Origin of the sequence: Blautia sp. DFI.3.45 (assembly GCF_020593505.1) — a bacterium.
GTDB classification, from domain to species: domain Bacteria; phylum Bacillota; class Clostridia; order Lachnospirales; family Lachnospiraceae; genus Blautia_A; species Blautia_A wexlerae.
This window is the reverse complement of record NZ_JAJDMI010000008.1, coordinates 1-21,887: the sequence shown is the minus strand read 5'-3', so window position 1 is coordinate 21,887 and position 21,887 is coordinate 1. Positions and strand designations below refer to the sequence as shown.

16 protein-coding genes are annotated in these 21,887 nt (G+C 42.8%); 3 read left to right on the top strand and 13 right to left on the bottom strand.

Annotation, left to right across the window (positions count from 1 at the left end; genetic code table 11):
* Positions 1 to 102 precede the first annotated feature (102 nt).
* Entirely contained in the window at positions 103 to 540 is a 438-nt protein-coding gene (locus LJE09_RS04550; RefSeq protein WP_008706640.1) for an FMN-binding protein, read from the top strand.
* Between the two features lie 61 nt (positions 541 to 601).
* Here LJE09_RS04550 and LJE09_RS04545 read toward each other — a convergent pair whose 3' ends face one another.
* From LJE09_RS04545 to LJE09_RS04505, 9 genes are all read right to left on the bottom strand, one after another.
* Positions 602 to 2,518 (bottom strand): NAD(+) synthase, encoded by a 1,917-nt coding sequence (locus LJE09_RS04545; protein WP_227311008.1) that lies wholly within the window; start codon positions 2,516 to 2,518, stop codon positions 602 to 604.
* Between the two features lie 58 nt (positions 2,519 to 2,576).
* Entirely contained in the window at positions 2,577 to 3,455 is an 879-nt protein-coding gene (gene hslO, locus LJE09_RS04540; RefSeq protein WP_117676321.1) for an Hsp33 family molecular chaperone HslO, read from the bottom strand.
* A 72-nt stretch (positions 3,456 to 3,527) separates the two neighbouring features.
* The gene (locus tag LJE09_RS04535; protein WP_118609755.1) at positions 3,528 to 4,349 is read right to left on the bottom strand and encodes a class I SAM-dependent DNA methyltransferase; all 822 of its coding nucleotides are present in this window, start codon (positions 4,347 to 4,349) and stop codon (positions 3,528 to 3,530) included.
* A gap of 163 nt (positions 4,350 to 4,512) precedes the next feature.
* Positions 4,513 to 5,661 carry a hypothetical protein gene (locus LJE09_RS04530; protein WP_118613822.1) on the bottom strand — a complete coding sequence of 383 codons (1,149 nt, stop codon included), beginning with the start codon at positions 5,659 to 5,661 and terminating at the stop codon, positions 4,513 to 4,515.
* A 320-nt stretch (positions 5,662 to 5,981) separates the two neighbouring features.
* Positions 5,982 to 8,039, bottom strand: coding sequence for a HelD family protein (locus tag LJE09_RS04525; protein WP_227311006.1), 2,058 nt, complete (start codon positions 8,037 to 8,039; stop codon positions 5,982 to 5,984).
* Between the two features lie 282 nt (positions 8,040 to 8,321).
* Positions 8,322 to 10,160: an ABC transporter ATP-binding protein gene (locus LJE09_RS04520; protein WP_227311004.1), complete on the bottom strand. Its 1,839-nt coding sequence runs from the start codon at positions 10,158 to 10,160 to the stop codon at positions 8,322 to 8,324.
* A complete protein-coding gene (locus LJE09_RS04515; protein WP_144137055.1) occupies positions 10,157 to 12,319 on the bottom strand; it encodes an ABC transporter ATP-binding protein in 2,163 nt (720 codons plus the stop codon). The genes LJE09_RS04520 and LJE09_RS04515 overlap by 4 nt, the downstream gene beginning before the upstream one ends.
* A 141-nt stretch (positions 12,320 to 12,460) precedes the next feature.
* Positions 12,461 to 12,928: a MarR family winged helix-turn-helix transcriptional regulator gene (locus LJE09_RS04510; protein WP_144137054.1), complete on the bottom strand. Its 468-nt coding sequence runs from the start codon at positions 12,926 to 12,928 to the stop codon at positions 12,461 to 12,463.
* Positions 12,929 to 13,161: 233 nt separating this feature from the next.
* Entirely contained in the window at positions 13,162 to 14,046 is an 885-nt protein-coding gene (locus tag LJE09_RS04505; RefSeq protein ID WP_118569612.1) for a LysR family transcriptional regulator, read from the bottom strand.
* A 173-nt stretch (positions 14,047 to 14,219) separates the two neighbouring features.
* Between LJE09_RS04505 and LJE09_RS04500 the strand changes: the two genes are divergently transcribed.
* Positions 14,220 to 15,554, top strand: coding sequence for a sodium-dependent transporter (locus tag LJE09_RS04500; RefSeq protein WP_025580801.1), 1,335 nt, complete (start codon positions 14,220 to 14,222; stop codon positions 15,552 to 15,554).
* Between the two features lie 201 nt (positions 15,555 to 15,755).
* On the opposite strand, the gene LJE09_RS04495 is transcribed toward LJE09_RS04500, so the two are convergent.
* From LJE09_RS04495 to clpB, 4 genes are all read right to left on the bottom strand, one after another.
* Positions 15,756 to 16,757, bottom strand: coding sequence for a cytidylate kinase-like family protein (locus tag LJE09_RS04495; RefSeq protein ID WP_025580802.1), 1,002 nt, complete (start codon positions 16,755 to 16,757; stop codon positions 15,756 to 15,758).
* A 15-nt stretch (positions 16,758 to 16,772) separates the two neighbouring features.
* Positions 16,773 to 18,212 (bottom strand): sodium:proton antiporter, encoded by a 1,440-nt coding sequence (locus LJE09_RS04490; RefSeq protein WP_025580804.1) that lies wholly within the window; start codon positions 18,210 to 18,212, stop codon positions 16,773 to 16,775.
* A 426-nt stretch (positions 18,213 to 18,638) separates the two neighbouring features.
* The gene (locus LJE09_RS04485) at positions 18,639 to 18,812 is read right to left on the bottom strand and encodes a DUF4250 domain-containing protein (protein WP_008706656.1); all 174 of its coding nucleotides are present in this window, start codon (positions 18,810 to 18,812) and stop codon (positions 18,639 to 18,641) included.
* On the bottom strand, positions 18,813 to 21,404 hold the full coding sequence (gene clpB, locus LJE09_RS04480) for an ATP-dependent chaperone ClpB (protein WP_227311003.1): 2,592 nt from the start codon (positions 21,402 to 21,404) through the stop codon (positions 18,813 to 18,815).
* 183 nt (positions 21,405 to 21,587) lie between these two features.
* Between clpB and LJE09_RS04475 the strand changes: the two genes are divergently transcribed.
* A complete protein-coding gene (locus LJE09_RS04475) occupies positions 21,588 to 21,731 on the top strand; it encodes a hypothetical protein (RefSeq protein WP_331466565.1) in 144 nt (47 codons plus the stop codon).
* Positions 21,732 to 21,887 lie beyond the last annotated feature (156 nt).

Sequence of the window (21,887 nt, the reverse complement as noted above, 5' to 3'; positions counted from 1 at the left end):
CTTCTCTCCTTACTGTCGGTTACTCACATTCGTTGTTTCAGTATATCATAATTTAAGCACTTCTGTAATAGAATATACAAAACCATCCAGGAGGCGTGTACCATGAGTGCAAAAACAAAAATCATAGTCCTACATATGAAGGAAGTTATATACACCGGCATTTTCCTTCTTCTTGCTGTCATCCTGGCTATTGTACTTTTTTTCATGTTTGGACCCGGTCAGAAAAAAAGTGCCTCAGCCGATGCCAAAAGCCTGTACAAACCGGGAATTTATACTTCCTCCATCGACCTGAATGAAAACACCTTTGACCTGGAAGTAACCGTTGACTCTGACAGGGTAACTTCCATCCGTCTGGTAAATTTAAGCGAAAGCACCGCAGCCATGTTTCCTCTCATGGAACCGGCTCTGGAATCACTGGCCAGCCAGATCTATACCTCCCAGTCGCTGGAAAACATCCAATATTCCGAAGATCAGAAGTATACTTCCATGATTCTTTTGAATGCAATTGAAACAGCACTGAAAAAAGCGGAGAACAACTGATCGTTCTCCGCTTCACCATGCAAAATCACGCGGATAAAATCCTCCACTCCGCTATGCGATTCTAAAGATCCATATTTTCAAGCTGCTCCAGCCATACTCCTGCACTTGCATCACTTGGCATTCTCAGATCACCTCTCGGTGAAACCGCAACGCTTCCCACCTTCGGGCCATCCGGAAGGCAGGAACGTTTAAACTGCTGTGCAAAAAATCTCCAATAGAAGGTTTTCAGCCATTTGAAGATTGTCTCCTTATCATACATTCCTTCAAAAGTCTCACATGCCAGCCTGTAAATTTTCTCCGGTTCAAATCCTGCACGAAGCATATAGTACAGATAGAAATCGTGAAGTTCATAAGGTCCCACCAGATCTTCTGTCTTCTGTGCGATCTTGCCATCCTTAGGCGGCAGAAGCTCCGGACTTACCGGCGTATCCAGAATATCAAGAAGAACCTCTGTCAGCTTCTCATCTTTGCAGGTATCCGCATAATAACGTACAAGATGACGCACCAGAGTTTTCGGCACTGAAGCATTCACTCCGTACATGGACATATGGTCACCATTGTAGGTTGCCCATCCCAGAGCCAGTTCAGACAGATCTCCTGTTCCCACCAGAATCGAGCCATCCTGATTTGCACTGTCCATCAGGATCTGCGTTCTCTCTCTTGCCTGGCTGTTCTCATAAGTCACATCATGCACAGACGGATCATGAGCAATATCCCGGAAATGTACATTTACTGCTTCTTTGATATTAATCTCACTTAAAGTCGCACCCAGACACTGACTTAATTTGCAGGCATTCTGATAAGTTCTGTCTGTAGTTCCAAAGCATGGCATGGTAATACAGTGAATATCCTTTCTGTCCGCACCGGAAAGGTCAAAGGCTCTTGCGATCACAAGCAGTGCCAGTGTGGAATCCAGACCTCCGGAAAGTCCCACTGTTGCCTTATGGCAATGGATATGATCCATACGTTTCTTAAGTCCCATTGCCTGAATATTCAGGATTTCATCACAGCGCATATCCCTTTCTTCTTTTCGTGAAGGTACGAAAGGATACTGCGAATATTTTCTGGTCAGTTTTGTCTCTTCCACATTCAGATGGAAGCACACTTTAATGTGATCACTGTCGTCAGCCGGCTGATAAGTAGTCAGTCTTCTTCTCTCATCGTTCAGCCTCTGCACATCAATCTCACTGTATACAATACCATTGTGGAAACGTTTTCCTTCCGCAAGGATCACTCCATTCTCTGCAATCATATTCTGACCGCCAAAGACCAGATCCTGTGTGGACTCACCTTCTCCTGCATTTGCATATACATATCCGCACACCAGACGTGCAGACTGTCCGGAAACAAGATCTCTGCGGTAGCTGTCCTTTCCGACCATCTCATTGCTGGCTGACAGATTCACAATCAGATTCGCTCCTGCCTGTGCATGGAGAACGCTTGGCGGCAGTGTCACCCATAAATCCTCACAGATCTCTGCTGCTGCCACAAGCTCCGGCTCCTCCTCACAGATAAAAAGAATATCTGTTCCGAAAGGAACTCTCTTTCCCTCAATATCCACATATTCCAGACATCCAAGACCTGATGCAAAATGGCGCTGCTCATAAAACTCTCCATAGTTTGGAAGATAAGTTTTCGGAACCAGCCCGATAATCTCACCTCTGTTTAAAACCGCTGCCACATTATATAATTTTCCATGATTTCTGAAAGGCACACCTATAAAAACAAGGGCATCCACATCAGCAGTTTCCTTTGTGATCTTCAGCAAAGTTTCCCAGGCGCTGTCGAGAAGACGTCTCTGCAGGAAAAGGTCCTGACAGGTATAGCCTGTGATACAAAGCTCCGGAAAAACCATAACCTTCACATGTTCTTTTTCCATCTCATGGATCAGTCTGATAATCTCATTTCCATTGGCATTGCAGTCTGCAACTGTGATATAAGGTGTTGCGGCCGCTGTTTTGATATAACCGTTTTTCATTTTCTACCTCTTCTTCCCTGTGCTCCGGCAGATCTATCTGTCAGTACATTTGCATCTCTTATTTACATTTACGCAGGATTTCTTTCAGTTCTTCCACTGTAAATTCATAATTCTTATTACAGAAATGGCAGTTCATCTCGATGGACTTACCTTCCTGAATCATTTCATTGAGTTCTTTTCTTCCGATGCTGATCAGGGCTTTCTCCACTCTTTCTCTGCTGCAGTTACAGTAAAATTCCGTAGGAACTTTCTCATTGATCTCCATGTCAAAGCCCTCCAGAACTTTCTCAAGCAGACTCTCAGGAGTATGTCCCTCTTCCAGAAGATTTGTAACAGATGTGATTTTCTGTACATTTTCCTCAAGCTTAGCAATTGTGCTTTCTTCTGCAAACGGCATCAGCTGCACGATAAATCCGCCAGCCTGACGTACTGTATTGTCTTTATTCATAAGAACTCCGAGACCAACTGCTGACGGTACCTGTTCACTTGTAGCAAAATAATAGGTAAGGTCTTCTGCGATCTCACTGGTCTGAAGCGCAACCTGTCCAACATAAGGCTCTTTCAATCCCATATCCTTGATCACATTCATAAATCCTATACCGACAGCACCTGCAACATCCAGTTTTCCCTTGCTGTTTGCCGGGATACATACATCAGGATTTCCCACATATCCCTTTACACGACCTTTGGAATCTGCAGTCACAGTAATTCCTTCCAGAGGACCTCCTGCCTTAATCTGAAGTGTGAGGATGTCCTTATCCCCCTTCATCATGGTACCCATCATGGCACCTGCTGTAAGAAGACGTCCCAGTGCTGCTGTGGCTACCGGACTTGTATTGTGATCCTGTCTCGCTGTTTCTACTGTTTCTGTAGTAACTGCCGCAAATGCACGAATCTGATCATTCGCTGCAATTGCTCTGATAATATAATCGTTCATTCGTTTATTACTCCTGTTATTTCTTTCATATTATTTTGTAAACAGACGTTAACGTCCAAAAATAGTTACTGTTCACACACCACTATCCGCGCGATGTGTCTCAGGTTTCTCCGGGATTTTTCCATGATATCCGTTCTGTGCACTTTTTCCATGCTCTCTTGCAACAAAAGTCAGACGTTCACAGTTCTCATCACCCGGATTATGAGTATATGCATCACAGACTGCCACCAGTTCCATTCCTGCCTTCACAATCATAGCTTTGATTGCTTCTATGGAATACGCTTTCTGTACATGTTCCTCCTCACACTTCTCATACAATCCGTCTTCTCTTGGAAGAAAAAGTGCCAGTTCATATACATTCAGGGCATTTTCCCTGTCATAACTGTTCTCCCAGATAAAGCTTCCGTCCTCTCTGTCCTCAGCAATAGTCGTATCGCCGATCACATCCCGGTATTTATGGATCGTATTCATATCAAAAATGAACAGTCCGCCCGGATCCAGATAATTATTTACCAGTGCAAAAAGATACTCCAGATCTTCCTCATCCGTCAGATAATTCATACTGTCACAGACACTGATCACAGCACGAACCGTACCATATAACTCAAAATCCTGCATATCCTGCAAAAGATACAGAATATCATGTCCTGATTTTGCCCGCTTCTCCATAGCCTCTGCAAGCATCTCCTCAGAATTATCGATACCGATCATATCATATCCGGCATCTGCAAGCATCTCTGTCACAGTACCTGTTCCACATCCCAGCTCCAGAACCAGACCATCCCTGATCCCGTCCTGAGCCAGTGTTTCTATAATATAGTCTGCCCATTCACGATAGTTTACATTATCCATGAAAACATCATAAACACCGGCAAATCTTCCATATGATTCCATTCATCAGCCCTCATTATCTACCTGTTTTACTGTTCACAGCAACACATATTTTCTCTGCTATTCTATCACAATATCCGTTCTTATGTAAATAACAGGTTGTTCTCTGTCAGCGCAAAAAAGGACGACTGTTTTTTTACAGCAGCCGTCCTTTTCAACTTTTCTGTTACTGATTCTTAGGCATATAGCGGACATACGCCGGTTCTCCATGATAGTAATAGTCAACGCCGTTCTCATCATAAACGTCCTCACCATTAGCAAAATCATAGGTATTTCCGTCATCATCACACCATGTACCGTCACCGTTCGGATAAATTACAAGCGGATATCCATCGGAGTTTCTGTAAATAGTTCTTGTCTGATCTGTATCATAGTCCGGATCATCTGTTCCCACAGGTGTTCCGTCTGCATAATATCCATTGGAGGAACCATCGTCATAATCATAAGATCCGTCACTGCTGCCATCAGAAGTATAGTCTGATGAACTGTAATCTGATGAACCGTCCGATGAAGTACCATTGTAAGAACCGTCTGTGCCTGCTGAAGAACTTCCATCTGATGAACTGCCGGATGCTGTTGTGTCTGTACCTGCAGCCGCTGTTCCTGTAGTTCCTGAAGTGCCGTCCGCAGTTGTACCTGCTGTAGTTCCTGAAGTTTTTCCTGTTGCTGCTGCTTTCAGTACAGAATCACCGGAAATAGTGAATGAATCAACAGAAGTCTTGATTCCTGCCAGTGCTTTCTCATCCTTTACAGAACCTGCAACACTGTAAAATTCTGTTGTATTATCTGTGAAATATTTATTTACAACATATTTATAGTCACTCTTGTCAGTGAGGTAATGAACTGTATAGCTGTAAACATTTACACCGCTGACTTCCTCTGATTTATAATCCTGGATCTCAAAATCTGTACCTTCTACAAGATTATCTGCCTTTACAAGTGCAGAGGCTGTATCCTGTGAACTTGGAATGATCGCCACAGACATATCCTCCTCACCGGAACCATGCAGGATCAGGAGTTTGCCCTGTTTCGGTGACTCGAAGCTTAACATATCGTCAGAATCTGATTTATTCGCCCATGTCGCATCCGGAAGTTTAATGGATACTGCTTTGTTCTTAGATGTATAGGTAGTATTCTGGGCATTGGCCGGTGCAGGGGTAGGAGTTGCTTTCGCTGCTTTGGTTGGCTCCGGTGTGGGAGTTACCTGTACCACACTTGAATCCTCGTCACTGCCGCCTCCAAAGCTACATGCAGTCATGGAAACAGATAATACAGCTGTTAAGGCCAATAACATTAGTACTCTTTTATTTTTCATAATATCCTCCTTAGAATAGGTATATAGTCTTCAGGTAATATTTGATATCAGGTCAGAAGAGGAAACCTCTCTCTGATATTATTATAACTGTTCCGTACTTTATAAAATATGGTGTCAGGGACAAAAGGTATTTTGCCACTGACATTATATATTTTACAGTTTCATTACATAGATGTCAATGTCGATTTCTCAGCCTTCTGCGATTTGCATAGTCTATCATAACGCCATTTCTCTGCTTCATCATACCATTTATCTTTTTTTCTCTGTAACTGAGAGATTACTTGTTACTGTGAACGGAGTGAACAGTAACGATTACTTTTTTATTTTTCCACTTCATACATATGCAGTTCATGAAGGGCTCTTGTTGCAGCGATATATCTCGCCTGACGCACAAGCGGGCTCCGGTCTTTCTGCGGAAATACTGCAAATACCTGATCAAATTCCAGACCTTTTGCCAGATAGAATGTCGTAACTGTAAGACCTTTCTTAAAGCTTGTGCTGTTTCTGTCCAGATAAGACAGGCGTTCTTTTACATCAAATCCTTTTTCTCCCAGAATTTCCTTCAGAATAAGCCACATATGTTCTGCTTCTTTCTCTGTACGCAAGACAACCGCTGCTGTTTCATATTCTTCTTCGCCGAGTTTCAGAGTTTCTGCAATCTCTTCCGCAGCATGGCTCATATCTGCAAATATTTTCTCCTCCACCAAAGCACCATGACGTTCAAAGAGTTCCATATCTTCAATACCCGCAAGCTGATTTGCATAAGACGCAATCTCTATGGTGTTACGGTAACTCTTATTCATAATGATCTTGTGGATATCTCTCCCGAAAATCTTCGGCAAGAATTTCAGCACATCCTGCTGTTTGTCATCCATAGTCTGTGCCCGGTCACCCAGGATCGTCATTTTGCAGGAGAAAATCCTCTGCAGGATTTCATACTGAAGCCTTGAGTAATCCTGCATCTCATCTACCACCAGATGCTTGATATTGCTTCTTCCCTGCTGGCTCTGCAAACGATATTTCAGATAAAGAACAGGATAAACATCCTCATATTTCAGCTTTCTTTTCTCATAAGAAACACGCGGAAGTCCTTTGTATCCGTTCTCTTTCAGGAACTGACTGTAGATCACATAAAGATCTCCGGTCACATACAGTTTCATGAATTTCTCACGGATCAGGTCTTTCTCATCATCTGCCAGATCACGATTCCGCAGAGTTTCCACCTCGTCAATAAAATAATCTGCAACTGCATCCATTCTTGAAAGAAGCGGAAAATCCTGAAATTTAAAATAAAACAGTTCAATGATCTCAGACTCTGTCTTTACAAATCCATTGTATTCCACATCCCTGAAATTCATCAGCCGGTCTTCCAGTTCCACCAGATAGCGTTCCATAAGATTTATAAATTCCATGGACTGTTTCTCTTCTGCAAGAGAAGCTTTCTGCGGAAAACGGATTCTGCGTTCAATTTCATCATAGCGGTCTTCGCAGTCAGAAACTGTATCCCTAAGCTGCTTATAGGCAAAAAGATCAAAGCTCATTTCCTTAATATTCTCTTCTCCCAATTCAGGAAGGATATGGGAGATATAATCGGAAAACACTCCATTTGGCGACAGGATCAAAATATTGGAAGACTTCAGATTCTGTCTGTCATGATAGAGAAGATAGGCAATCCTGTGAAGTGCAACGGAAGTTTTCCCGCTTCCTGCTGCACCCTGTATTACCATGATCCTGTCTTTGGTATTTCGAATGATGGCATTCTGCTCTTTCTGAATGGTACGGATGATGTTCTTAAGCTGTACCTCACCGTTACTCCCCAGTTCTGCTTTCAGGATCTCATCATCAATTTTTACATCACTTTCAAATTCATAGATCATTTTTCCGTTGCGGATCTTGTACTGCCATTTGGAAGCAACCTCGCCATGGATTTCACCCATGGGAGCCTCATAAGAAGCCGGTCCTTTGTCATAGTCATAAAACAAACCGCTTACCGGAGCACGCCAGTCGTATACTAATGGAATATGCCCTGCTTTCTCTGCAAAATTTCCAATTCCAATATAAAAGATCTCCGGTTCGTCCTCTCCTTCGTAAATGAAATCCACTCTTCCGAAGAATGGAGAATCTGCCATTCTGCGAAATCTCTGTTTCAGAATCAGCTGCTCTTCATTTGCGGAAATCTGGCGGAACAATGCCTGCTGATTATCATAATTCTCATAACCATACTGGTCCATCTCTGTATAATTTTCCCAGTAATACTCATGCATTCCCTCAATCTCTTTCTGGCCTTCCACCAGAGAGAGACTGATCTCTGTGATACGTTCTTTTAATTTTTCCAGCACATAGCCCAGATATTCTCTGCCGTTTTTCTTATCTGTCATATTGTTGATATCCTCTGATATTTGCAGCTGTTCAGCAACTTCACAGCTACAATACTCCTTATTATTGTTATCATTTTCTTCTGTTTCTATGATAAAATTTATCATTTTTCGTAAGTTAGTTTTTAATTATAACATATTACCCTCTGACAGAAAAGACTAAAATGTTACTGAGAACGGAGTGAACAGTAACACTAAAATCCCTCAGCCGGTATCTGTGAGATCCTATATCCACCAGATATATTCTCTTTCACAAATACCCCTGAGGGATTGTAACTTTATATTTCAGGCAGTTGCCTTATTCTCAAACTGACTGTTATACAGGTCTGCATAGAAGCCTTTCTTAGCCAGAAGTTCTTCATGATTTCCCTGCTCGATAATGTCACCGCCTTTCATAACCAGAATCAGATCTGCATCCTTGATGGTAGAAAGTCTGTGCGCGATCACAAAGCTGGTTCTGCCCTTCATCAGATTGTCCATGGCTTTCTGGATACGCACTTCGGTTCTGGTATCTACAGATGAGGTTGCCTCATCCAGGATCAGAATCTTATTATTTGCAAGGATTGCCCTGGCAATAGTGAGAAGCTGTTTCTGTCCCTGGGAAATATTGCTGGTTTCTTCATCCAGAACCATATCATAGCCGCCCGGCTGCTGCATGATAAAGTTGTGCACATGGGCTGCCTTTGCTGCTGCGATCACCTCTTCATCTGTAGCATCCAGACGTCCGTAACGGATATTTTCCATAATGGTTCCCGAGAACAGCCAGGTATCCTGAAGTACCATTCCAAACATCTCTCTCAGACTGCTTCTGTTAAAGTCTTTGATGTCATAACCGTCTACCTTAATACTTCCGCCATTGAGATCATAGAATCTCATAAGCAATTTCACCATCGTTGTCTTTCCTGCACCTGTGGGACCTACAATGGCAATCTTCTGGCCATCCTTCACATCTGCAGAGAAGTCATTGATAATGATCTTATCCGGATTGTAGCCGAATTTTACATGTTCAAACTGTACATCTCCGGTAAGTGTATTAATATCTACAGGATTCTTCTCATTCTGACTCTCTTCCGGCTCCTCCAGGAATTCAAATACTCGTTCGGAAGCTGCTGCTGAGGACTGTAACAGGTTTGTAACCTGTGCGATCTGCTGGATTGGCTGTGTAAAGTTACGGATGTACTGGAAGAAGGACTGGATATCACCGACTTCAATACTTTTTTTGATTACAAACACGCCGCCTAAGAGAGCTACCATTACATATCCAAGGTTACCTACAAACTGCATGATCGGCATCATCATTCCTGAGAAAAACTGAGATTTCCATGCAGATTCATAAAGCTTCTGATTGTCTTTTTCAAATTCTTCTACTACATCATTCTCTTTGTTGAAAACCCGGACTACATTATGACCGCCGAAGTTCTCTTCGATCTGACCGTTTACTTTACCCAGATAGCTCTGCTGATCCTGGAAGTATTTCTGGGAATGCTTCATGACAGTCTGGATGATGAACATGGAAACCGGCAGGATCAGAAGTGCTGCCAGAGTCATCCACACGTTAATGGAAAGCATCATAATAAATACACCAATCAGAGTTGTCACTGATGTGATCAGCTGCGTCAGACTCTGGTTCAGACTCATCTGCAGAGTGTCCACATCATTGGTGATACGGGAGAGGATCTCTCCGTTTGTTCTGCTCTCATAATAGTTCAGAGGCAGTCTGTTGATTTTCTTTGAAATATCTTTTCTCAGATTATAGGTAACATCATTGGAGATCCCTGACATTACGAATCCCTGTACAAAGGAAAAGCATGCACTTAACACATATAATCCAAGTGTCCATAACAGGATCATCCCGATCTTTCCGAAGTCAATTTCACCGGTTCCGTTTACCTTGGCAACCAGGCCGTTAAACAGCTCTGTGGTCGCCTTACCTAAAATCTTAGGCCCTACAATACTAAACACAGTTCCCGCTACTGCAAAGATAAACATCAGTATAAAGCGGAATTTATATCGTCCCATATAACGGAAAAGCTTAGCCATGGAGCCCTTGAAGTCTTTCGCCTTTTCGCCGGACATCATACGTCCATGTCCTCCCATAGGACCTCTTCTTCTCTGTTCGCTCATGCCAGTTCCTCCTCTGATAACTGAGATCTTGCAATCTGCTGATATACCTCACAATTTGCCATCAGTTCCTTATGAGTTCCAATACCTGCCATATGTCCGTCGTCCAGTACAATGATCTGGTCTGCACCAAGGATAGTACTGATCCTCTGGGCAACGATTACGGTAGTTGCGTCCTTGGTGTACTCCTTCAATGCCTTTCTTAACTGACTGTCAGTCTTAAAGTCAAGGGCAGAGAAGCTGTCATCAAAGATAAAGATTTCCGGATCCTTTGCAATGGCTCTGGCAATGGACAGACGCTGTTTCTGTCCGCCCGAAACATTGGTACCTCCCTGTGATACAGGGGATTCATATTTCTCCGGTTTGGTATCAATAAATTCTGTAGCCTGTGCAACCTCTGCTGCTTCCTTTACCTGTGCATCAGTGATTTCCGGCTTACCATAGCGGATGTTTGAATCAATGGTACCTGAGAAAAGTACACCCTTCTGTGGCACATATCCCAGCTTATCACGAAGCTCTTTCTGAGTCATGTCACGGACATCCACACCATCCACTTTAACAGAACCCTTTGTCACATCATAGTATCTTGGGATCAGATTGATCAGGGTACTTTTACCACTTCCTGTACTTCCGATCACTGCAATCGTCTGACCTTTCTTTGCTTTAAAGGAAATGTCTGTCAGTACATTCTCACCTGCTTCCGGGTAAGCAAAGGATACATGGTCAAATTCGATCTCACCTTTCACACTTTCTGACGGATGTACCGGAGTTTCCGGATCCTGAATGGAAACCTCTGTTTTCAGAACCTCATCAATACGAAGCGCTGCAACATTTGCTCTCGGGAGCATAATAGACATTGCAGTGATCATCAGGAAGGACATAATGATCTGCATTGCATACTGGATAAATGCCATAACATTACCAACCTGCATGGTTCCGTTGTCTACTGCATGGGCACCACTGTAAATAATAAGTACAGATACTCCGTTCATGATCAACATCATAATGGGCATCATAAAAGTCATACATCTGTTGACAAACAGGTTTGTTTTTGTCAGATCCAGGTTCGCTTTCTCAAAACGATCTTCCTCATGCTTCTCACGGCTGAATGCACGGATAACAGGAATACCTGTCAGAATCTCACGGGATACCAGATTCAGTCTGTCGATCAGAGTCTGTAAGATAGTGAATTTTGGCATTGCCACCTGGAACAGCACAAAGATCACAATCAGGATCAGACCAACTGCCACACCAAGGATCCATGTCATGGAAGAATCTGTGTTTAATACCTTGAGCACTCCACCAATACCAAGGATCGGCGCGTACAGAACAATGCGGAACATCATTGCCATAACCTGCTGTACCTGCTGCACATCATTGGTGCTTCGTGTGATCAGGGATGCTGTGGAGAATTTATGATATTCTCTGCTGGAAAAGCTCATAACCTTGCGGTAAATGCTGTTTCTCAGGTCATGACCAAGTCTGCCTGCCACTCTGGCCGAAATAAATGTGACGCTGATTGCTGCCAGCATGATCACCAGTGCCATGGCAAGCATTCTGATACCTGACATCAGGATGTAATGCATCTGAATGGCATCCACATCTTTTCCCAGTGCTTCATATTCTGAAGCAACAAAGGAAACACCAGCCTGTGTCACAATAGACTCCGGCATATCTTTCAGCCTCTCATCCACCTGACTCATAATCTGCTGTACTGCTTCTTCCGGCATCTGTGCCAGTGCTGTCAACGGGTCTGTTCCCTCCGGAAGGCCCATCTGTGCAGCCATTGCCTGCCCCTGCTCACTGTCTTCGGAAAAGGCAGCTACCATCATCATTGCCTTTGAGAAATCCTCATTTAAATTCTCTCTGGTTTCTTTGGAAATATCATCGTTTAATAACCAGGTATCATCTTCCTGTGTATAATTCTGTGAAACTTCCTTTTTCTGATCCTCATCCATAAAAATCTGAAGATTCTGCAGGGTTGAATCCCGAAGCTTATCCGGCACACTGTCTTCAATACCTTTCTGCTGGATACCTACATTAATGATCTTGGAGGTATAATCCGGCAGGGAAAGATCACAGTACGCCTGCAGAAACAGAAGTGCTATGATCAGGACAATGTATCCCGCTGATTTCTTCAGATATTTCATCAGTTTAATCATTGCTTGATTCCCTCTTTTCCTATTTTTAATATGTATGTCTGTTTAAACTCACGTGTCAGTTCTTTCACAGACAATATTATTTTTTATCTGAACATGCTGATACAGTTTTCTCAATCTGCTCCATCATGTATTTTTCAGTTTCTACCTGTTGACAGGTATCTCCGAAATATTATCCAGAATCTGCCCAAAAAACCTTCGTAAAAGACATAGCTCTGCTTCGCTGAAATTGCTGAACATCACTTTTTCCACAGCTTTGCTTTCCTGCTGGAGCTCCTCCACGATTTTTCTTCCGTTTTCTGTCAGATATACACGCATGATGCGTTGGTCTTTATCATCACGTTTCCTGCAGACAATATCTGCTTTCTCAAGACGCTGAATACTTACATTTACAGTAGGCGGTGTCACACCCATACATTCTGCGATTTCCTTCTGGCTACAGCCGTTATTTCTGTATACGATCATAATGATCGGCATCTGTCCCCGCTGGATACCGATTTCCCGTATACGCTGCATACATCTCATACCATATTGGCGGTTGATCTCCATAAAGAGCGCAGGCATGCTTTTCTCTTCTCGTTTTTCTTTCTTCTCCTCTTCTGGGCACCACATAACTTCACTCCTTTCCGGCCTCTGTCCTCTTTCAGGTCTGATATTATTCTTTAATTAGCCTGACTAATCATATATGATATACTTTTAGACAAAAAATGCAAGTGTTTTTTGTGCAGTTTATAATTATTTTAGATTTAACTTTGATATTTCCAATTTGTAAATATTCAATTTTATTTTGCCCGGCTAATATTTTTCATCTCAGGTCGAATAAAATTTCCAGTATTCTTCAAGTTCTATCTCTGCATGACTTCTTTATAAAATTCTACAAACACATTAATTGCCGGAGACCGCCATTTATTTTTGTGGAGCAGCAACTGTGTCCATACAGTTACCGGGCAGCCGGCAACATCCAGTCTTTTAATCTGTCCGTCTTTCACATATTTCTCCGAAATAAAATCCGGAAGAAAGGAAAGCAGGCTGCTGTTTTTTACCAGTTCACATATCTGGAGCGGATTTCCGATTTCAAGAACCGGACGGATTTCCAGTGATTGGGACGCAAGGGTTTCATTCAGTATTTTTCTGTAGCTCATGGCTTGTTCTGTTAACACAAACTCATTCTGAGAAATTTCACTTAATTTCCATGAACAGCCTGCAACAGAATTATCAGCCGCTGCAATAAAATGTACCTGTTCTTCCTGTTCCGCACAAATAATAAAATCCGAATCATAAATATGCCTGTCCAGAGTAAAAACCAGATCTGTTTCGTTCTTCCGCAATTTATCAAACATCTGCTCTGTACCGTTTTCTGTTATCTCCACTTTTATTTCCGGATACTGATGATGAAAACGCAGAAAATCATTTTTAAAATATCTGCTGCAGACAGAACTGGACATAGACAACCGTATCTCGCCTTCAATGCTTTCAGCCGAATTCAGCGAATCGAGCATTTTTGCCTGTGCCTTCAGAATGTTTCGAGCCTGCTGCAAAACTAAAACTCCCTTTTCCGTAAGATTGATTTTATGATAATAACGGTCAAACAGCCTGACATCAAGTTCCTTTTCCAGTTGTTTAATCTGTGAAGAAACTGTAGACTGCGTATATCCCAGTTCTTTTGCAGCAGCCGAAAATCCGGAATATTCACATACTGCAATAAAAGTTTTTAACACATTTGTATCCATTTCTCGTTCCTTTCCCATATTTTTTTCAATATTTTCCCATCAAAACGCAGAAGCGTTATTTTTCTTATACAAACGATATTTTCAATAACATACAACAAAACAATCAATTTTACAAATATTGTTTTTTATCTTATAATATCCCTTATATGAACTTCTGAAGGGAGCGTTATCTTATGAAACGTGAACAGCTTGGAAGCCGGCTTGGCTTCATTATGCTTTCCGCCGGCTGCGCCATTGGCTGCGGAAATGTGTGGAAATTCCCGTGGATGTGCGGGCAAAATGGCGGCGGCAGCTTTATGCTGATCTATCTTCTGTGTCTGGTCATCCTGGGAATCCCGGCTCTTGTGTTGGAATTTTCCATCGGAAGAGCGGCTCAGACAAGTCCCCTTTTCATGTACCGTAAGCTGGAAAAGCCAGGACAGAAATGGGGGATTTTCGGTTGGTTCTGTCTGCTTGGCAACATTGCCCTGATGGCATTTTACACTGTTGTCTGCGGCTGGATCATTTATTATTTTGTACAGTTTCTCAGAGGTAAAAATGGTTCACTGGGATTTTCAGCCATGATCTCCTCTCCCTCTGTGAATGTATTCTTCTTACTGGTCACTGTAGTCATTGCATTTTTCATCCTTTCCTTCAATCTTCAGGGAGGACTGGAGCGTGTGACAAAATATATGATGTCTGCACTGCTGGTACTGATGCTTGCTCTCGCTGTACACAGTCTTTTTCTGAAAGGCTCTGGTGAGGGAATGACCTTTTATCTGAAACCGGATTTCTCAAAGATTGATGGTTCGGTGATCGTAGGGGCAATGAACCAGGCATTCTTTACTTTATCTACAGGTATGGGTGGCATGGCTATCTTTGGCAGCTATATTGGCAAAGAGCATTCTCTGATGGGGGAAGCTATTCATGTGATCACACTGGACACACTGGTTGCTTTTCTGGCAGGAGTTATTATTTTCCCTGCATGCTTTACCTTTAATCTGGAAGTAAACGCAGGTCCGAGCCTTCTGTTTGATACAATGGCAGCAGTTTTTAACAACATGTCCGGAGGTCGCATCTGGGGTTCCTTATTCTTCCTGTTCATGGTATTCGCAGCCATGTCAACAGTTCTGGGAGTGTGCGAAAACATTCTGGCAATGATACGTGAGCTTACCGGCTGGTCTCGTCCAAAAGGCAGCGTGGTCTGCGGCACAGGTGTCTTTCTTCTGGCACTTACCACAGCCCTTGGTTTCAGCGTTTTCCACTTCCAGCCATTTGCCGAAGGAACTACCTGGCTTGATTTCTGGGATTTTATTGTTTCCAACAATATTTTACCCCTTGGCTCTCTCATCCTTGCACTCTTCTGCTGTAATAAGTTCGGCTGGGGATGGGATAACTTTATCAGAGAGGCCAATACAGGTAAGGGCTTAAAGGTACAGAAGTGGATGAAACCACTCTTCCGGTTTGTACTTCCGATTATAATTGCCTTTATCTATGTTTATGGTATGAGTACATTCAACTGGCGTTAAAATCAAAGTCGTTTACAGCAAGCGCCGGGCATTCCCAGATTGCTTTGCTGCTTACAAATATCTGCCTGGACTTGGCAAAAAATAAGCTCTGTGGATTTTTCTTTTATCCACAGAGCTTATTTTCTTTGTCAGGCGGATATTTGCAATCCGCTCCGCTATTTACTCGATTCGGTTAAATCAGACAGATAAATCTCCCTCTGATCAGTGAACCTTCTGATCCAGCATTCTCCGGATCAGCTCAATTGTATCCTTCAGTCCATAGTTGGCACTGTTGATGCACAAATCATAATTCTCCGGTTTTCCCCATTTCTCACCGGTATAAAATTCATAATATTTCTTATGCTGCTTATCCATCTGCTTCAGAAAACGTACTGCCTGTTTCAAATTCATATTACGGATATCCATAACGTGCTGCACACGAACCTGGAAGGGAGCACTGATAAACAGGCTGATATGAGGAATGTGATTATTCTTAAGAATCGTGTCTGCACAGCGCCCCATAATCACACAGTCTTCACTTTTTGCCAGTTCACAGATCAGATCACTCATGTTGAAGAAAACCGCATCCTGTTTCGGAAGTCCGTGATAACGGTTGAATTCCCTGAACCAGGTTTTCAGATCTGTATGTTTTTTCTTTCTGTATTTATCAAATTTCTCAAAATTACCTGTATCACTGACTACACTTTTATCTGCCTGCAGACGCTTCATAACCTGATCAAAGATCTCTGCATCATAATAGTTGATCTGAAGCTGATCTGCCAGTTCAAATCCGATATCATTACCGCCACTTCCCTGTGTACGGCTGATACAGATGATCAGATGATCATTTTCGGAAATCTCATTCTGGCGTCTTGCGATCAGATTATTCAGACTGATACGTTCTTTATCTACAATATCTGTCTGTCCAAATGTATCCGGAAGACTTTCAATCTCTTTCAGAATACTGTCATACTCTATCATAAGACGTCTTCTCTCGCTCTTATCCCTGATGGTACGGGCCATGTTACTGATCAGCGCCAGTTCACTTCTGAGCAGATGTCCGTCCGGCTTGGTATACATCAGTGCTGCCAGATGACGGAGAGTTGTTTCTTTTTGTCCTGTAAATGTACGTCCCAGAGAGGAACCCACACATTTATAAACTTCTTCGTCCAGGTTATAAATGCGTATTGCAAGTTCTTTACATTTTTCCTGATTGTCCTGCATAATGATCCTCCCTCCTTATAAAAAGAATACAAACATATCGATAATAAACACCGGAACCAGAAATGCCACAGACCACAGCATATATCCGAAAAATGACGGCATCTTCACACCATTCTCATCAGAGATTGCCTTTACCATAAAGTTCGGGGCGTTTCCGATATAAGTGTTAGCACCCATGAATACTGCACCGCAGGAAATTGCGGACAGAACCTTGGTCGGTACAGTTCCCAGTGTGGTTGTGATTCCATTGGTAAATGCCAATGTTCCTGCTGTTGTAAGGAATACCAGATAAGTCGGTGTGTTATCCAGAAAACTGGAAAGTGCACCTGTTGCCCAGAACATCTCTGCAGGCTTGGTGATTCCAAGATTTGGTCCTACTGCTTTCAGAAGCATCAGTGCAGGCTGCATGGTAATAAAGATACCAATGAATAAAACTGCAACTTCCTGGATCGCGCCCCAGGTAAAATGGTTTCTGATACGGATCTGCTTATCTGTTGTCTTAAAGGAAAGAAAAGCAGCAAGCAGAATGATCACGATTTCGATCAGAGCCGGGAATGTCAGGGTTACTTCTCCAAAGAGATGAATGCCTCTTACATTGCCTGCTGCATCCTGGAATGCGGACATTCCCGGAAGTACACCGCTTAAGATTACCGCGCCAACGATCATCACAAGGAAGATGATATTGTGCAGTCCATCCAGACGGAACTGAGTACCCGGTTTACGGATATCCGGTTTACGGCCATTTGCAATATCCTTTCTGTAGGAACGTTTATCGATTTGATAAAATGCAAATAGCAGTATGACCATATTAAAGATCAGCACAGGGAACAGATGCAGGCTCCAGAAGAAAGGAACACCTCGCATAAATCCCATTAACAGCGGCGGATCTCCAATCGGGGTAAGACATCCACCCATATTGGAAACCATGAAGATAAAGAAGATCATAATATGTCCTTTTCTCTTTCTCCATGAATTCATTTTAATTACCGGACGTACCATCAGCATACTGGCACCGGTGGTACCGATACAGCTTGCCAGAAGAGTTCCCAGTGCAAGCAGACCTACATTAACACGGGGGGAACCTGCGAAATCACCCTCCATGGTAATATTACCTGATACGCAGAACAGGCCGAATAACAGAATGATGAATGTAAGATAATCATTCACAATACAGTCCAGAACTGTCTCTGCAGTCTTTCCGGCTCCATAAACGAAAGCAAATGGAACCACCATCAGAATGATCCATAAGGCAACAACCAGTGGCTGATGAGACTCCCACCACTCCGCTTTTACCAGAGGCATCACTGCAATACATAACAAAAGCCCTGCAAAGGGAATGCAAAGCCATACAGGTACTGTAGATGGTGCTTTACTGCCTTCTGCCGCAAATACACTCAACGGACAAGCCAGAAGAACTGCAAAAAAAGCACCCAGTACGGTCACCAACTTTTTCAAAACTGCCACCTCCATATTGTATTTTCGTACAGCGCGATTATCATTCAGGAGATTTTTTTCATATATGTGTTTCTTCCTATTTAATATGCGCTTGTTTTTTACAGATGCAATTATATCATACAGCATACAAAAATCAATTGTGTGGATAGTGAATATTTATACTTTATTTCCTGTTTTTTTATACATTTTTTACATATTCCCTGATTATTTTCGTTTATATTTTAACGATTTAATCTTTATTACTGACATTTTTTTGTACTGCCTTATCTATTTTTTAAGATTGTACTGATTTTGAAACACATGACCCAATAACTGCTCCGCAGTTTATCACTTTTGAGCAATTAAAGCAGGGATCTTTCTTATATGCAATACGAAAAATGCTCCCCAACAGCAATTCCCGCTGTCAGAGAGCATTTCGCATATTTCTTATATGAACTGATTGGTTGCTTCATCATACTCATAGTCGATGGAATGCATCTTCGCCACCAGTTCGTCTTTCTTCAATCCTCTGCATGTGCAGAGTGCTTCCAGGGAATCATAGTAATCCCTGAGCTGAGTATTTACATAACTCAGCAGAATCATTGGATCTTTGGGTATCATTTAGTTTCCGTCCTTTACCGTAACAATGAATTCCCCATTCTGAACATCCAGCACCAGAGTATCACCTGCGTGAACATCTCCGGACAAAATCTTTCTCGCCGCAAGAGTCTCTACATATTTCTGCAGATAGCGCTTCAACGGACGTGCACCATATACCGGGTCATAGCCATTCTCGATAACCTGATCCTTGGCTGCATCTGTCAGTTCCAGGGAAAGCTCCTGGTCTGCAAGACGTTTGTCAAGCTCGCCGACCATCAAGTCTACTATCTTACCAATATTGGATTTTGTCAAGGGCTTGAACATAATTATTTCATCCAGACGGTTCAGGAATTCCGGACGGAAATGGCCTCTCAGGTCATCCATAACCTGACTCTGAGCCTCAGGTTTGATCTCACCATTATCATCAATACCATCCAGCAGATACGGAGAACCAATGTTGGAAGTCATGATAAGAATTGTATTCTTAAAGTCAACCGTACGTCCCTGAGAATCTGTGATACGGCCATCATCCAGTACCTGTAACAGTACGTTAAACACATCCGGATGTGCCTTCTCAATCTCATCGAAAAGTACAACACTGTATGGTTTACGGCGGACTGCCTCAGTAAGCTGGCCACCCTCCTCATATCCTACATATCCGGGAGGCGCTCCGATCAGTTTGGATACAGAATACTTCTCCATGTATTCACTCATATCAATTCTGACCATATTCTGTTCATCATCAAACAGATTCTCTGCCAGAGTTTTGGCAAGCTCTGTCTTACCTACACCTGTAGGACCAAGGAACAGGAAGGAACCGATTGGTTTAGTCGGATCCTTGATGCCGGCTTTAGAACGAAGGATTGCATCTGTAACCCTCTTCACACCTTCATCCTGACCTACAACTCTCTTGTGAAGCTGATCTTCCAAAGTGAGGAGTTTGGCTCTCTCGCCTTCTGTCAGTCTTGTTACAGGAATACCGGTCCATCTGGAAATGATCCTTGCGATCTCATCATCAGTGACTGCCTCATGAACCAGACTTCTGTCACTTTCTTTGACACTCTTTTCTTCGATTTCCAGCTGCTGCTGTAATTTCGGAAGTTCGCCGTACTGTAACTGTGCAGCCTTCTCCAGATCATAATTCTGTTTTGCTTTCTGGATCTGCTTATTCACATCCTCGATCTGCTCACGAAGCTTCTGTAATTTTTCTACAGAATGCTTCTCATTATCCCACTGTGCTTTCTGTGTATTAAAGGTATCACGAAGCTCTGCCAGCTCCTTCTGAAGTGTTTCCAGACGTTCCTTACTCAGATTATCTGTCTCTTTCTTCAGTGCAGATTCCTCGATCTCCAGCTGCATGATCTTACGGCGCTGTTCATCCAGCTCTGAAGGCATGGAATCCAGCTCTGTCTTGATCAGGGCACAGGCCTCATCCACCAGGTCAATGGCCTTATCAGGAAGAAAACGGTCTGTGATATATCTATGTGAAAGTGTAGCTGCTGCAACCAGCGCACTGTCTGTGATCTTAACACCATGGAAGACCTCATATCTCTCCTTCAGACCACGAAGAATGGAAATGGTATCCTCCACTGTAGGTTCATCTACCATAACAGGCTGGAAACGACGTTCCAGAGCGGCATCTTTCTCAATATACTGACGATACTCATCCAGAGTTGTGGCACCGATACAGTGAAGCTCACCTCTGGCAAGCATAGGCTTCAGCATATTGCTTGCATCCATGGCTCCGTCAGTCTTACCTGCACCAACGATCAGATGTAACTCATCAATGAAAAGAATGATGTTTCCTTCACTCTTCTTTACTTCTTCAAGGACTGCTTTCAGACGTTCCTCAAACTCACCTCTGTATTTGGCACCTGCCACCAGAGCACCCATGTCCAGTGCAAAAATCTTCTTATCCTTCAGACCTTCCGGCACATCCTCTGCCACGATTCGCTGTGCAAGACCCTCGATTGCTGCAGTCTTACCTACACCAGGCTCACCGATGAGCACCGGATTGTTCTTGGTCTTACGAGAAAGGATTCTGATGATATTACGGATTTCTTCATCACGTCCGATCACAGGATCCAGCTTCTGGTTACGTGCCTTTTCAACCAAATCCTCACCGTATTTATTCAGAGTATCATAAGTAGCTTCCGGATTGTCACTGACTACACGCTGATTGCCTCGTACTGTAGAAAGTGCCTGCAGGAAACGCTCCTTAGTAATGCCAAATTCCTGAAACAGTTTCTTCATGCTTGGACTTGGATATCTTAATAAAGCAAGGAAGAGATGCTCTACAGAGACATATTCATCTCCCATTGCCTTGGCTTCATCCTCTGCACTGACCAGAGCCTTGTTCAGGTACTGTCCGAAACGGAGTTCACCGCCGGATACCTTAACCTTGGCATCCAGTGCCTGATTCAGAGAATTTCTGAAATAATCCTTATCTATCTCCATTTTCTCAATCAGTTTAAGAATCAGGCTGTCTTCCTGTTCCAGCAGAGCATATAAAAGATGCTCCTCTTCAATCTCCTGGTTGCCAAACTGATAAGCAACCTTCTCCAGATCCTGGACAGCCTGTACGGATTTCTGTGTAAATTTACTGATATTCATAGGCTAACCCTCCTCTTATATGAGAAATATCTCTCCCGAAGGAGAAATATGTTGTTTTCTTTGTTCTGCATGTAATATAACACATGTTGTTAGCACTGTCAAGAGGTGAGTGCTAATATTTTGTAAAGAATTTGTGACCCTCGGAAATTTCTGAATGATTTTCTGAAAGAATGGGTAGTTCGGATGAATGAACTGAAATCCGATGTGATTACCAAAGATGAATATTTTGAATGGAAAATCACCCAGCCACAGACCTGTGACGGATGCGAGAAATATGAATCCAAGAAAAAATGGCGCTCTGTAAAAACAGAACTGAGTGAAACTTAACGAAACTTAAATTATGCCCAATATGGAATATACTTTTTATATCTTGGTGCAGTATCCGGATTCATTTCTGATTATATTTCGCTCCACATACCCGTAGTGTTCTAGAGCGTGTCTGAAAAATAAAAATTGCACAAAACGCATGTTTTATTTCCCTTT